Raw genomic sequence first — 14,280 nt, forward strand, 5'->3', positions numbered from 1 at the left:
CCCGCGACCACGCCCGGGACCGCCCCGGGCAGAGCGAAGGGAGCCCGGGTCGACTGAACGACCCGGACTCCCTCCTGCAGTGCTGTTAGGCGCCGACCTTGAAGCGGGCGAAGCCCGACACGGTCAGGCCCGCGTCGCTCAGGACCTTGCTGACGGACAGCTTGTTGTCCTTCGCGTAGTCCTGGTCGAGCAGCGCGACCTGCTTGAAGTACGCGTTCACGCGTCCCTCGATGATCTTCGGCAGGGCGGCCTCGGGCTTGCCCTCGCCGCGCGAGATCTCCTCGACGATGCGGCGCTCGTTGTCGACCTCGGACTGCGGCACGTCCTCGCGCGAGAGGTAGGACGGGTTCGCGAACGAGATGTGCTGGGCGACGGAGCGCGCGGTCTCGGCGTCCTCGCCCGCGTAGCCGACGACCACGCCGACCTGCGGGGGCAGGTCCTTGTTCGTCTTGTGGAGGTAGATCGCGAAGTGCTCGCCCGAGACGGAGGCCACGCGGCGCAGCTCCACCTTCTCGCCGAGGATCGCGGCCTCGTCGTTGATCAGGTCGGCGACGGTCTTGCCGTCGGCGGGGGCCGCGAGGGCCTCCTCGACCGTGGTGGAGCCGGCGGCGACGACCGCGGCGAGCACGGCGTCGGCGAGGGCGATGAACTTCGTGCCCTTGGCGACGAAGTCGGTCTCGCACGCGAGCTCGATCATCGTGGCGACGCCGTCCTTCTCGGCGGCGGCGACGAGGCCCTCGCTCGTGGAGCGGTCGGCGCGCTTCGCGTTGCCCTTGGCGCCCTTGAGGCGGAGGATCTCGACCGCCTTGTCCAGGTCGCCGTCGGCCTCGACGAGCGCGTTCTTCGTGTCGACCATGCCGGTACCGAGCTGCTCGCGCAGCGTCTTGACGTCAGCGAGGCTGAAATTTGCCATGTTCTCGGAACTCCTCTTGGTTCGGAAACCCTGTGGCGCCGTCACTCGCGGCGGGCTCACGGGAGGAGCCCAGCACGCCGAGGTGACGGCGGTTCTTACTCGTGGTGAACGTGCACCGACCGAGCGGGGGCCGGACGACCGCGGGTGCGGCGTCCGACCCCCGTCACGGAACGGGGTGTCAGGCGGTGGCGGTCTCGTCGGTCGAGGTCGCGGCGGCGTCGGCCTCGGGGGCCTCCTCCGCGGCGGGGGTCTCGGCCTCGACGACGGCCTCGTCGGCGGTCTCGGCCTCGGCGTCGGCGACCTTCTCGGTCTCCGCGCCGGCCTGCTCGTTCGGCTCCTGCACGTCGGCGGCGGGCGCACCGGTGGAGAGCAGCTCCTGCTCCCACTCGGCCAGCGGCTCGACGGCGGAGACGTTGCCCTCGGCCTCGGGCTTCTGGTGGCGCTGGATGAGGCCCTCGGCCGCGGCGTCGGCGACGATGCGGGTGAGCAGGCTCACCGAGCGGATCGCGTCGTCGTTGCCCGGGATCGGGTACTGGACCTCGTCCGGGTCGCAGTTCGTGTCGAGGATGCCGATGACCGGGATGCCCAGCTTCTTGGCCTCGTCGATCGCGAGGTGCTCCTTCTTGGTGTCGACGACCCAGAGGGCCGACGGCGTCTTCGAGAGGTTGCGGATGCCGCCGAGCGACTTGTGCAGCTTGTCGAGCTCGCGCTTCTTGATGAGGAGCTCCTTCTTGGTGAAGCCGCTCTTCGACGTGTCGTCGAAGTCGAGCTCCTCCAGCTCCTTCATGCGGGCGAGGCGCTTCGAGACCGTCTGGAAGTTGGTCAGGAGGCCGCCGAGCCAGCGCTGGTTCACGTAGGGCTGGCCGACGCGGGTCGCCTGCTCCGAGATCGCGTTCTGCGCCTGCTTCTTGGTGCCGACGAAGAGGATGGTGCCGCCGTGGGCGACCGTCTCCTTGACGAAGTCGTAGGTCTTGTCGATGTAGGCCAGCGACTGCTGGAGGTCGATGATGTAGCTGCCCGAGCGCTCGGTCAGGATGAAGCGCTTCATCTTCGGGTTCCAGCGACGGGTCTGGTGCCCGAAGTGGACGCCGCTGTCGAGCAGCTGGCGCATGGTGACGACTGCCATGAGTCGTTCTCCTTGTCTCGGGGCCCGGGCGCACGACGGCGCCGAACTCCCGTTCGGTTGTCTGCGACGGCCGGTCGGCACGTCGCCCTGGCGCCCGGCGCACTCCCGCCCCGGCCGCGTGAGCGGAGAGGGACCGTGGGGAGCGGAGGCCGAATGGGCGCGCGTAGTCACCCCGACGAGCGAGGTGCTCCGTGGAGTCTAGCACCAGGACGGCCGCCTCCCCCGCTGCTGCGGGAGGGCGGCCGTCGGGGCTCGGAAGACCGGTGCTACTTGCGCGCCGACTTCATCACGGTGCGGATGTGCAGGGTGTCCATCTCCTCCAGAGAGCGGCCCTTGGTCTCGGGCACGAACATGAAGACGAAGACGAACGAGATCGCCGCGAAGGCGGCGTAGAGGCCGTAGGCCAGGGTGAGCGACACGTCCTGCGAGAGGATCGGGAAGGTCACCGTGATGGCGAAGTTCGCGATCCACTGGGCCGATGCCGCCAGGCCGAGGGCGGCCGCCCGGATCCGGTTCGGGAAGATCTCGCCGAGGAGGACCCACACCAGCGGGCCCCAGGTCGCGCCGAAGAAGACGACGAACGCGTTCGCCGAGACGAGGGCGATCGGTCCCCACGCGCCGGGCAGCGAGACGTCCTCTCCGCTGATCGTCGACTGGCTGAAGGCGATGGCCATCAGCGCGAGCGAGACAGCCATGCCGGCCGAGCCGACCAGCAGCAGCGGCTTCCGGCCGACCTTGTCGACCAGGAAGATCGCCACGAAGGTGACGACGACGTTCACGACCGAGGTGAAGACCGAGATCGCGAAGGAGTTGGACTCGTCGAATCCGACCGCGCTCCAGAGCGAGGTGGAGTAGTAGAAGATCACGTTGATGCCCACGAACTGCTGGAAGACCGACAGCAGGATGCCGACCCAGACCACGGGGAGCAGGCCGAGCGCGGGTCCGCGGAGGCTGGAGCGCTTCGCGTTCTCGGAGTCCTCGTCGATCTTCTTCTGGATGTCCGCGAGCGCCTCGTCGACCTCGTCGCGCGGCGTGACCGTCGCGAGCACCGCGCGGGCGTCCTCGGAGCGGCCGCGGGTCGCGAGGTAGCGGGGCGACTCCGGCAGGGTCAGGGCCAGGAGGCCGTAGATCACGGCAGGCACGGCACAGGCGATGAACATCCAGCGCCACGCGGCGACGCCGAACCAGAAGGGCTCGGAGGCGCCGTCCGCGCCGTTCGCGATGAGGGTGTCCGAGAGCAGGGCGGCGAAGATGCCGAGCGTGATCGCCAGCTGCTGCAGCGACGCGAGGGCGCCGCGGATGGCCTTGGGCGCGATCTCCGAGATGTAGGTCGGAGCGATCACGGAGGCGATGCCGATGCCGAGGCCGCCGACCACGCGCCAGAGCACGAGGTCCCAGACCGCGAACGCTGCGCCGGCGCCGATGGAGGAGATGAAGAAGAGCCCGGCGCCGAGCAGCATGACCTTGATGCGGCCCCAGCGGTCGGCGAGGCGGCCCGCGAGGTACGCGCCGAGTGCGCAGCCGAGCAGCGCGGAGGCGACGGCGAAGCCGATCAGCGCGGCCGAGAGCTGGAACTCGCCCTGCACCGCCTCCACGGCACCGTTCACCACCGACGAGTCGAAGCCGAAGAGGAAGCCGCCGACCGCCGCCGCGATCGCGAGGCCGATCACCTTCCTCTTCAGCTTCGCCGCCGAGGGGTTCGGGATGTCCGCTCTCCCGCTGGTCGTGTCAGATCGTCCGCTGGTCATGGTCGTCTCCGATTCTCGCCGCCGGTGGGGGCGGGGTGCCGCTCCCGAGCCGGATCACCGGCACGTTACTCCTCGCCGCGGCACCGCCGGGACGGGTTGCGCTCTCCCCCGGCCGATGTCCTCCCTCCACAGCCGGGCCCGTCGCGCTCTCCTCCCCTGATCCGCTCGGCCGACCACCGGTCCCGGACCGGCTCCAGGAGGGTGGCCGCATGCTCCGATCCCGACTCCTGCGCCCGGGCGTGTTCGCCCTCGCCGCTCTGCTCGTCGGGGCGCCTCTCGGCGCCTCGCCCTCCGGCACCTCGTCCCCCGGCCGGTCCGACCCGCGGTGGACCTCACCCGTCGCGGGCTTCTCCGTCGTGGAGCCGTGGGGCGCGCCGGCCCACCGCTACGCCCCCGGGCACCGCGGGATCGACCTCGCGGCAGCGGCCGGGCAGCCCGTGGTCGCCGTCGCGGCGGGCACCGTGTCGTTCTCGGGCAGGGTGGTCGACCGGTCCGTGGTGAGCATCGTGCACGCGGACGGTCTGGTCTCGACGGTCGAGCCGGTCGACGGATCGGTGACGGCGGGGCAGGTCCTCACCGCGGGCCAGCCCGTCGGAGCAGTGGGTGCGGGCGGCCACTGCGACGGGAGGTGCGTGCACCTCGGCGTCCGCGAGGGTGGCGACTACGTCTCGCCGATGCGGTTCTTCGGCGGGATCCCCCGGGCGGTGCTTCTGCCGATGGACGACGTGGAGCAGGGTGTTGAGCGAGTGGCGCGGAAGGGTGCGTCCGGTGACTCGCGCGTCCGGTCAGGCGCGGGGGTGGGCGAGGCGGTAGGCGTCGCGGATCCGCTCGGTCGAGACGTGGGTGTAGATCTGCGTGGTGCCCAGGCTCGCGTGGCCGAGCATCTCCTGGACGGCGCGGAGGTCGGCTCCGCCGTCGAGCAGATGGGTCGCCGCGGTGTGGCGGAGGGTGTGCGGACCGGACGGTCCGGAGCCCTGCCCGCCGTCGAGGAGCCTCGCCACGACGCCGTAGACCGTGCGCGGGGTGAGGCGCGCGCCCCGCCGTCCCAGCAGCAGGGCCCCGCTCCCGTCGCCGGTGGCGAGAGAGGGTCGGGCGCGCTCCAGGTAGGCGACGAGCGCCTCCTTCGCGGGTACGCCGAACGGCACGACCCGCTGCTTCGCGCCCTTGCCCGTGACGAGCACGGTGAGCCGGCCGAGATCGACGTCGCCCAGGTCGACGGCGACCAGCTCCGAGACACGGATGCCGGAGGCGTAGAGCAGCTCGACGATCGCGAGGTCCCGCAGCGCCACCGGGTCCTCGGTCGCGCCTCGCGCCGCGACCGTGTCGAGCACCTGTTCCGCCTGCGGGAGCGTCAGGACCCGCGGCAGTGTCCGTCCCGACTTGGGCGTCTTGAGGCGCGCGGCGACGTCGAGGGGAAGCCGCTCGGTCCGCTGCGCCCAGGAGGAGAAGGAGCGGACGGCTGCGGTGCGCCGGGCGAGGGTCGCGCGAGCGATGCCCGACTCCGACTCGCGCCAGAGCCAGTCGCGCAGCAGCTCGAGGTCGAGCTCGGCGGTGAGGAGCCGCCCCTTCTCCTCCGTGTGGGCGATCAGGCGCGCGAGGTCGGAGCGGTAGCCCTTCGCGGTGGCGGGCGAGAGGGACCGCTCGTCGAGGACGTACCGGAGGAAGTGCTCGACCGAGTCGGCGAGCGTCTCGCCGGTCATGATCCTTCTGGCATCCGCGACCAGAGGTCGATGCGCCCCTGCTCGTCGAGCCCCTCGAGCCGTTCGATCAGGTCGGTGCCGAACCGCGTCGCGATCGGGGCCGGCGCCGTCGGCACGAACGAGGCGGCCACCGTCTCCGGGTGGACGTGGACGAGCGAGAGGCTCTGCGCTCCGTCGATGCCGGCGAGCTCACGCTCGGGCGCTCCGAGATCCATCGTGTAGCTGGTCGCGCCGGCCACGAGCACGGGCACGCCCGCGAAGGTCGCTGCCGTGGGGTAGTGCAGGTGGCCGCCGAGGATCGCGCGGACGTCGGTACCGCGCACCACCTCCTCGAGGCGGTCGATCCCCCTCAGCTCGAGCACGGTCATCGCGCCGAGCGGTGTGGGCAGCGGAGGGTGGTGCAGGGCGAGGATCGTCCCGAGCGGCGCCGGTCCGGCGAGCTCCTCCTTCAGCCAGGCCAGCTGGGCGTCGGTGAGATCGCCGTGGTGGAAGCCGGGTACCGCGCTGTCGAGCGCGATGAGGCGGAGCCCGCCGAGGTCGACGACCTGGTCCACGGGTCCTGCGCCCGCCGGATCCTGGTCGAGGAGCACGCGCCGGAAGGCTCCGCGCTCGTCGTGGTTGCCCATCACCCAGACGATCGGGCAGCCGAACCGCTCGCCAACCGGGTCGAGCTGCTCCCGCACGCGCCGGTAGGCGTCCTCCTCGCCGCGGTCCGCGACGTCCCCGGTGACCACGATCGCGTCCAGGCGTCCGCCGCGCTCGGCCAGACGGCCGACCGCCTGCGCGAGACGGGCGACCGTGTCGACCTTCCCGTAGAGCGGAGCCCCGTCGGCCAGCAGGTGCGTGTCGCTCAGGTGCGCGATGACCCTGTCGGCGGCGCGGAAGTGCCCGAGCTGCGGGCGCTCTCCGCCGTGTCCTGCTGCCGTGGCGTCCATGCCGCTCCCCTCGCCGATGCCCCTTCAGCGTAGGGCGGACCGCCGACAGCGCCGCGGCGGCGGGGCCGCTCACCCGGGCGCCCGCTCCCAGTCCCCGTCCTCGGAACGGTGGACGCGTCCGTCTGCGAGGAGCGCACCCAGCGCCGACAGTGCCGAATCGAGCGATTCCCCGGAGAGCCGGGCGACGGTTGCGGCGTCACAGCCTCCTTCGGATTCGACGACGGCCAGGACTCGCGCCTCAGCCGCGGTCAGCGCTCGGCACGATCCGTCGGCGTCGCCGACGGCGAGCAGTTCGAGCACGTCCGCCGGCGAGGTGACGCAGGTCGCCGCGTACTCGCGGAGGAGGCGGTGGCAGCCGGCGGAGGAGGCACTGGTGACCGGGCCCGGGACCGCGCCGAGGGGGCGGCCCAGGGCAGCCGCGTGGCCGGCGGTGTTGAGGGAGCCGGAGCGGGCGCCGGCCTCGACGACGACGGTGCCCGCGGTGGAGGCGGCGATGAGGCGGTTGCGCTGCAGGAATCGCCAGCGGGTGGGCGTGGTGCCCGGCGGGACCTCCGTCGCGACGGCGCAGCCGGGGGTGGCGATGATGCGGTGGAGGAGGTCGGCGTGAGCCGTCGGGTAGAGGCGGTCCGCTCCCCCGGCGAGGAAGGCGACCGTCCGGCCTCCGGAGCCGAGGGCGGCGCGGTGGGCGACCGCGTCGATCCCGAAGGCACCGCCCGAGACGACGGAGACGCCTCGCGCCGCGACACCCGCGGCGAGCTCGGCGGCGACGTGCTCGCCGTAGCCGGTGGCAGCGCGGGCGCCGACGAGGGCGAGGCGGTGCGTCGGATCGAAGGCGGCAGGATCACCGCGCAGCCAGAGCAGGAGTGGCGCGTGCGGCCCGAGGTCGTCGAGCGACTCGGGCCACACGGGAGCCCCGGGCAGGAGCAGCCGGGCGCCGAGTCGCTCGGCGATCTCGAGACGTCGGAACAGGAGCCTGCGGTCCAGGCGCGGTCGCCAGCGCGCCAGCCCCGACTGGAGCGCGGCGACCTCGGAGTCGAGGGGCGCGAGCGCCGCGCCTCCTTCGTCGGAGGGAGCGCGATGCGGGGGCGCGAGGATCTCCTCCGCGGACTACGAGGACACGACGTGGGCGAAGGCCTCGGCCGCGCCGACCCTCTCGATGAGGAGGGCGGCGACGGAGTCGCCGGGCTCGGTCAGAGAGTTCCAGCCGCACCGGGCAGCAGCGTCGACGAGTGCGCTCCGAGCGCAGCCGGACTCACCCGAAGGCTCGCCGTCGGCAGCCGAGTCCGGATCGGCTGCGCCGCTCGGCAGCAGTCGGCGAACAGCATCGAGCTCCGCGCCGTCGAAGAGCGCGTCGGGCCGGATCACGCGGCACCCCCGCGGAGGACGAGCGCGCGCGCGAGGTGGGCGGCACTCGGCCGGTCGGCCGCGTCGAGGTCCGCGAGCGTCCAGGCCAGGCGCAGGACCCGGTCGTAGCCGCGCATGGTCACCAGACCTCGCTCCAGAGCCCGGTCGAGCGTGCGGGACTCGGCACTGGTCGGGCGCACCGCGTCCGAGCGCAGCCAGGCGCCGGAGACCTCCGAGTTGAGCGTCCACGGAGTGGAGGCGAGGCGAGCCGCTGCCAGGGACCGCGCCGCAACGACACGGGCGCGGGCCTGCGCCGTCGACATGCCGGACGTGTCTCGACGTGCGGCCAGCTGAGCCGCGCTGACGCGGCGGACCGTCAGGCGGATGTCGACGCGGTCGAGCAGCGGTCCGCTGAGCCGCGCGAGGTAGCGGCGGCGGACCGAGGGAGCACAGGTGCAGGTCTCTCCGGGGATGCCGAAGCGGCCGCACGGGCACGGGTTCGCCGCGAGGACGAGCTGCACCCGCGCGGGGAACTCGGCGACGGCGTTCGCGCGGTGGATGCGGATCACGCCGGATTCGAGCGGCTGGCGCAGCGCATCGAGGGCGACGGACGAGAACTCGGGGGCCTCGTCAAAGGATCTTGACGACTCCACGTAGGAGGCCCATACTGATGTTTAGTAATACCGATATGAAATACCCGATCAGCCCCACTCTTGACAGCTCCCGCCGCCCTGCGGCCATCTACGTTCGCATCTCGAAAGACCGTGTCGGTGCTGGTTTAGGCGTCGAGCGCCAGGAGACGGACTGCCGGAAGCTCGCGGAGCGCGAAGGCTACGACGTCGTGACCGTCTTCAGTGACAACGACGTCAGCGCCTACAGCGGCAAGCGGAGGCCTGGCTACGAAGGGCTACTGGCAGCGATGCGCTCCGGCACCATCGAAGCCGTCTTCGCCTGGCACACGGACCGAGTGCACCGCCGCCCTACCGAGCTGGAGCCGTATATAGAGGCATCGGACCAGTTCAACATCCCGACGTTCACCGTGCAGGCCGGCCCCCTTCGTCTCGACTCCCCCAGCGGCCGCATGGGTGCGCGTATTCACGGTGCGGTCGCTAGCTACGAGGTGGAGATTGGGATCGAGCGCCAGAAGGCTGCCAAGCTCCAGGCAGCACAGAACGGTGAGTGGAGCGGCGGACAGCGTCCGTTCGGATGGCTGAAGGGATCGATGCTCGTCGAAGAGTCAGAGGCTGTCATCGTCCGCGAGATGATCGACCGCTTCATTGCCGGTGACTCTTGGCGGACCATCGCCCTCGACCTCAACGCTCGCAAGATCCTCACGCAGCACGGCAAGGGCTGGAACGCCTTGAAGGTGCGAAATGTTGCGATCCGGCCTCGCAACGTCGGCATACGCGACCACAACGGCACCGCTCAATACGCAGCGAAGTGGCAGCCGCTCGTCGACCAGGAGACGTGGCAGCGGCTCCAGACCGCCATCCTCGTGAGCCAGAGCCACCACAAGCAACGAGGTCCGTTCCGCAAGTTCCTCCTCCTCGGTTTCGCCTACTGCGGTCGGTGCGGCAACCGCATGAACAGCTTCAGCAAGCAACAGCGAGACGGTTCGTTCGCCCCGAGCTACCGGTGTCGGGCTATGGACGATGAGAAGGGAAGGATCGGCTGCGGCAAGGTCTCACGCATCGGCGGAGCAGTTGAAGACCTCGTGAAGGAAGCCGTCCTCTTTCGCCTCGATTCGGACCACCTCGGACGCCTGGTGGCGGCATCGTCCAGTGAGTCGCCCAAACTGCGCAAGCTCCTCGACGAGCGCCAGCAGCAGGAGGCGCGCCTCCAGGAGATCCTGAACCTGTACGCATCCGGCACCCTGACCTACGACGAGTACCGCTCGGCCAAGACCACGGCCTCAGCACGCCTGACGAACCTCGGCAGGAACATCGACGCGATGACGGCAGCTTCTGTCTTCGTCAACGTACCCAGCGGCTCCAGTCTCCGCGACGCCTGGGACAGCGCCGACCTCCAGTGGCGACGTCAGCTCCTCGACCTCGTCGTGGACCGGGTCTGGATCGACCCGGTCCCCGTCGGACTGAAGCAGCATCGCTACAAGCAGTGGGTTTTCAACCCGAAGTACGTTCGAGTCGACTGGAAGGCGTGATGCGTCGACCGTCGTTCACTCCCTCTTGCCGAGGGCGCGCTCCTCGTTGGCGGTAGTGCTCTTCTCCGCCCACCTCTCCAGCTGTTCAACAGTCGTCACCTTGACGAGGCGGTCGGTCTTGTAGGCGCTCTCCACCCGGACCATGCCAACCGGGTCGAACTTCATACCCTCGAACCATCCGTGCTCGAGGCGCGCCTTGGCTGCGCGCAGGTTGCGCTCCACCATCCACTGGGCGGCCTCGTCGTCGGTTCGGAGGACTCCTCGGTCGATCATCAGGTCGACGCTCCAGACGAGGTTGAGAAGCGCACTGCGAAGCTCCTCGATCTGAAGCTGGTGGTCCTGCACCAGCGGTTCGAGCGCCCTCACCTTGCGGCTCTCGTCGTCGCTCTCGCCGGCGAACAGCGCGTAGTCGTGTGCCAGCCTGCCCTCTGCCTTGTACTTCGCCGCCTCGGTGAACAGACGCTTCGCCAGAACCCGCATCGCGCGGCGCTCCCATCGGCGGATCGTGTCATCGCTGAGGGGCTGCGCCGACTCAACTGTGTCCTTCATCGCTGCTCGACGACGGGACAGTGAAGCCGCGCTGTCACTGATACCCAGAGCGAATCGGAGTGCTCGCGCGTACTTGTCATCGTCCATGCGGTCCAACGCTCGCGTCACTCGCGCGATCAGGTAGCGCGGGTCGTCGTTCTCGTACGCGCGCTCGATGTTGCGGCCCAGGGCGGCCATCCTCACCTCCGACATGCCCTCCTCCTGGATCAGCTCCAGGAGGTCGTCTTCGATGTCGTCGGCCGTTGCTTCCAAGTTGTCGTCGTCCATGACCACATGCTAGCTCAACCCGATCTCAGTGCAAGTTCATTGCGACCTGGACCTTGCAACCTCAACCCGATGCGAGTACGGTCTCAATCCTCAGCTGGTGCAACCCAGTCGGGAACTTGGTAACTCCATAGAGCAAGCAGTTCCACGGGACTAGCGGCGAACCTTTGACCGCTGACGAGAACAGCGGCCCCCCGCTGGCTCGGTCCTACTAACTCAAGAGCCGCGGCGGCAACCGAGCGCCGCGCTTCAACGAAGGATAGGAAGGTAAATCAATGTCCTTGAGCGGATATGAACACTCAGCAGCAGCACTGGTCGGCATGACCGTACTCATCGCAATCATGTTCGCAGTCGATCTGGCTCTCTGCATCTACATAGTCCACCCAGCGGCGAAGCGCGCAAAGCGTAAAGTCGCACGACTGTACAGGGCAGTGCGACGATGAGCGATTTCACCGACGGTTATGACGTCTATGACCAGCTCATGGTAACGCTCGGAGGCACGATGCTGATAACGGTCTGTGTCGTGTGGTTCGCGGCATATTGCTTCTTCGGGCGAAACATCGCACCAGTCCTCAAGCGCCGGAAGCGGGCCGCCCAAATTCGGGAGGCGTACATCCAAGGAGTCGAGGACTACAACACAGTCATGGACATACTTGACTACAAGGATCCGGACGACGTCGACGACAAGTTCGAGGAGATCCGAAAGAAGTACAACCCTGAAGACGAGCAGTGATGCGTCGAGCCTGGAGCGCACTGTTCTTCTTCGTGGTGGCGGTGATCCTGCTTCAGGTCGCCGCCGCCGCGTTGGAGCCGTTCCTTCCGCTTATCGGAGGAGCAATCGCGGTCTTGATCATCGTTCTCGCGATTTTTGGGACCATCAAGCTGATCAGGATATTCACGCGAAACTATTGACGATTCTTGGGAATCGCCGCACAGTGATGGGCAGCAACATGCTGCCCATCACTGTTTCCGCTCTCGTTCTTCTCGCTTCTACTTCAATGGTGGTGTTTACCGTAATGTCTAAACGTCAGCGCAAACTCGACGCGACTCGTGTCGCCTTCACAATCACATACCCGTCCGGAGTGAACGCGGACTCCATCGCGGCCTGGCTCGAGACCCTGGCGGGGTCGCTTCGGAGCAGGTGGCTCGACCCCACCCCGTCCATCGTCTTCGAGACTCGAGCGACAGATAGGGGAATCGTCTTCAACTTGACGCTTCCCTCGAACGCAGCGGACCACGTCGAGTCTCAGCTTCGAGCAAAAATCCCGGGGATCAACCTCACCCGGATCGAGAGGGCGGCACAGTCCTTCGACGCTGCGGTCGAGATCGGCATGCGCTCGCCCTCGCGTCAGCTCAACGTGTCAAACCCCAAGAACCTCTCGACCTCAATTCTCGCGAGCATCCAGGCGCTCCTCCTCGGAGAGGAAGTAGTAGTGCAGTGGGTCATCTCGGCCGCACCGCGCGCTCCGATGCCTGCCAAAGACGGAGCGCGCCGGTCGAACGAAGCCTCGATCAGACAGGTGATCGCTGGAGCTCAGGAGGCGGGCAACGACGAGCTCGAAGACCGACGCAAGAAGCTCGGTGGTGTCAACTACCTCGCGATCGGTCGCATCGGGGCGAGCGCTCCTTCGGTCCCCCGCGCGCAACAGCTGGTCGCGAACACCTTCGCCTCCATGTCATCCACGTCCACGCACGCGAACCATCTGACGAAGCGGAACGGGAACGCTTCCCTCATCGGCGATCAGATCAACCGAGCTGCGACGCCTCCGATCTTCCCAGCGCAGGTGACAGTCGGTGAGCTCGTCGGGCTCGCCGCCTGGCCCATCATGGACCCCTTCATCTCGGGTCTCCCGCTGGGCGGAGTGCGCCTCATCGCCGCAGGAGAGCACGTCTCCCGCGAAGGCCTCGTCATCGGAACCAGCAACTTCCCCGGTCACGGACGCCCCATCGCTATCGACTGGCCGTACACCGTGCACCACACCTACGTCGGTGGGCAGAGCGGGACTGGCAAGACCAGCCTCCTCGCGGAAATGGCCAGGCAGTTCATGGTGCACGGGAACGGTGTGTTCTGTGTAGATATGAACAACAGCGGCTCCGCGGAGACTCTGGCGAACCGGATCCTCGACTTCATACCCGCCAACCGCATCGACGACACGATCATCATCCGGCCTGCCTTCAACACCGGTGCCGCGGTGGGCTTCAACCTGCTCGATCAAGGGAACCCCGAAACGGTGGCGCGTGACATCGAAGCACTGATGACCGCGCTGTACAACGACGTGCAGGGAGTAAACCTTCGCAAGCTTCTCTTCCACGGCATCCAGACCCTCGTTGAGGCGGGTGGCTACACGTTGAACGACCTACCCTTCCTAGTCGCTCCTGATTCACCAGAAGAGGAGGCCTGGGCGTCGTCCCTCATGGACAACGTCCGCGACGCTGACCTAAAGCGCTTCTGGGCGCTCTGGAAAAGCAAAGACAAGAGGCTGCGTACGAACGAAGCCGCTCCACTACTCAACAGGTTCTGGCAACTCACCGCCCGTCCCGAGGCCCGCGACCTCTTCGGACAGACCCGTAGCTCGTTCACAATGGACGAGGCGGTCAACGGCAACAAGATCGTCGTCATTGACCTCGCGGGGATCTCGGACGACACGGCTCTTCCTATGGCAACACTGCTCATCAACGCGCTGTGGACCAGCGTGAATCGGAACCGCGCTGAAAAGCCGAACTACCTGTTCCTCGATGAGCTACAACTCACGGCGAAGCTGCCGGTGAACATCGACGACATGTTCAGAAGGGCCCGCCAGATGAACCTCGGGGTCAACGCGGCCACTCAGTACATGGAGACGATGGACCACCGCATCAAGGCCGCAATCCCAAACACGGTTCGAAACCGCATTATCTTCCGAAGCGGCAACTACGAAGCGCGAATGTGGCGAGACGAAATGGATCGCAATCTCGTAGGCGAGTTTGATCTTCAAAATAACGAGCCGTACGAAGCCTTCGCCCAAATCTCGACCGAAACAGGAAGGCCGACCCCTGTGTCGATCCGAGCTATTACGCCAAGCCCTCCCACCGGCACCCGTCAGCACGTTCTCGAGCGAAGCCGGCGACTGTACCTGCGTTCGAGCGACGAGATCATGCGCGAGGGCATCGCCAGACGAACTGCCGCGCCGCCGAAGCGCAACAACAAGCCAGTCCCTGACATGGGGATCCGCGAGTGGAAGGACGACGAGGATGGACGACACTGAGCGCCTGATCGAGGACATCACCCGTAAGACGTACGAGCTGGAGTCGCTCGGTGACCGGCTGACGTCGGAGGCACGAGAGCTGCGACGGGCGGCTGACCAAGTGCGGGCCACCATCGTTCGCATCACCGGAGACGACGAACCGCTCGATTACAGCAGCGGTCTCCAGGAGGTTTTCGACGCGATGACGAACGGAGTCGAACGGGAGATCCAGCACCAGGTCGACCTGCTTCGCGACCTGGCCAACTCCATCCAGCGATGACGAACGCCCCGCACAGCAACTGTGCGGGGCGTTCGA

13 protein-coding genes are annotated in these 14,280 nt (G+C 68.0%); 5 read left to right on the forward strand and 8 right to left on the reverse strand.

Annotated features, from left to right (window positions below; genetic code table 11):
* Positions 1–85: 85 nt before the first annotated feature.
* From tsf to GSU40_RS08795, 7 genes are all read right to left on the reverse strand, one after another.
* Complete coding sequence (tsf, locus tag GSU40_RS08760; protein ID WP_104223895.1) at positions 86–913, reverse strand: translation elongation factor Ts; 828 nt, start codon at positions 911–913, stop codon at positions 86–88.
* Between the two features lie 178 nt (positions 914–1,091).
* Positions 1,092–2,039, reverse strand: coding sequence for a 30S ribosomal protein S2 (gene rpsB / locus GSU40_RS08765; RefSeq protein WP_104223896.1), 948 nt, complete (start codon positions 2,037–2,039; stop codon positions 1,092–1,094).
* Positions 2,040–2,305: 266 nt separating this feature from the next.
* Entirely contained in the window at positions 2,306–3,787 is a 1,482-nt protein-coding gene (locus tag GSU40_RS08770; protein WP_104223897.1) for a sugar porter family MFS transporter, read from the reverse strand.
* A 785-nt stretch (positions 3,788–4,572) separates the two neighbouring features.
* Positions 4,573–5,487, reverse strand: coding sequence for a tyrosine recombinase XerC (locus GSU40_RS08780; RefSeq protein ID WP_160034497.1), 915 nt, complete (start codon positions 5,485–5,487; stop codon positions 4,573–4,575).
* Complete coding sequence (locus GSU40_RS08785) at positions 5,484–6,422, reverse strand: phosphodiesterase (protein WP_160034499.1); 939 nt, start codon at positions 6,420–6,422, stop codon at positions 5,484–5,486. The genes GSU40_RS08780 and GSU40_RS08785 overlap by 4 nt, the downstream gene beginning before the upstream one ends.
* 69 nt (positions 6,423–6,491) lie before the next feature.
* Complete coding sequence (gene dprA, locus GSU40_RS08790; RefSeq protein WP_348271961.1) at positions 6,492–7,517, reverse strand: DNA-processing protein DprA; 1,026 nt, start codon at positions 7,515–7,517, stop codon at positions 6,492–6,494.
* 266 nt (positions 7,518–7,783) lie between these two features.
* On the reverse strand, positions 7,784–8,419 hold the full coding sequence (locus tag GSU40_RS08795) for an ATP-binding protein (protein ID WP_160034501.1): 636 nt from the start codon (positions 8,417–8,419) through the stop codon (positions 7,784–7,786).
* Positions 8,420–8,454: 35 nt separating this feature from the next.
* Between GSU40_RS08795 and GSU40_RS08800 the strand changes: the two genes are divergently transcribed.
* Positions 8,455–9,927 carry a recombinase family protein gene (locus GSU40_RS08800; protein ID WP_160034503.1) on the forward strand — a complete coding sequence of 491 codons (1,473 nt, stop codon included), beginning with the start codon at positions 8,455–8,457 and terminating at the stop codon, positions 9,925–9,927.
* A gap of 15 nt (positions 9,928–9,942) precedes the next feature.
* On the opposite strand, the gene GSU40_RS08805 is transcribed toward GSU40_RS08800, so the two are convergent.
* Complete coding sequence (locus GSU40_RS08805; protein ID WP_160034505.1) at positions 9,943–10,743, reverse strand: hypothetical protein; 801 nt, start codon at positions 10,741–10,743, stop codon at positions 9,943–9,945.
* A 436-nt stretch (positions 10,744–11,179) separates the two neighbouring features.
* On the opposite strand from GSU40_RS08805, the gene GSU40_RS08810 reads away from it, so the two are divergent.
* Genes GSU40_RS08810 through GSU40_RS08825 form a run of 4 tightly spaced genes read left to right on the forward strand, consistent with a single transcriptional unit; the run spans position 11,180 to position 14,244 of the window.
* Positions 11,180–11,473, forward strand: a complete 294-nt coding sequence (locus GSU40_RS08810; protein ID WP_160034507.1) for a hypothetical protein — start codon at positions 11,180–11,182, stop codon at positions 11,471–11,473.
* Positions 11,470–11,652, forward strand: coding sequence for a hypothetical protein (locus tag GSU40_RS08815; protein WP_160034509.1), 183 nt, complete (start codon positions 11,470–11,472; stop codon positions 11,650–11,652). Before GSU40_RS08810 ends, GSU40_RS08815 begins: the two co-directional genes overlap by 4 nt.
* Before the next feature lie 23 nt (positions 11,653–11,675).
* Positions 11,676–13,985, forward strand: a complete 2,310-nt coding sequence (locus GSU40_RS08820; RefSeq protein WP_160034511.1) for a hypothetical protein — start codon at positions 11,676–11,678, stop codon at positions 13,983–13,985.
* Complete coding sequence (locus GSU40_RS08825) at positions 13,972–14,244, forward strand: hypothetical protein (RefSeq protein ID WP_160034513.1); 273 nt, start codon at positions 13,972–13,974, stop codon at positions 14,242–14,244. The genes GSU40_RS08820 and GSU40_RS08825 overlap by 14 nt, the downstream gene beginning before the upstream one ends.
* The last annotated feature ends 36 nt before the right edge of the window (positions 14,245–14,280 follow it).

The organism is Rathayibacter sp. VKM Ac-2805, assembly GCF_009834265.1.
GTDB lineage: Bacteria > Actinomycetota > Actinomycetes > Actinomycetales > Microbacteriaceae > Rathayibacter.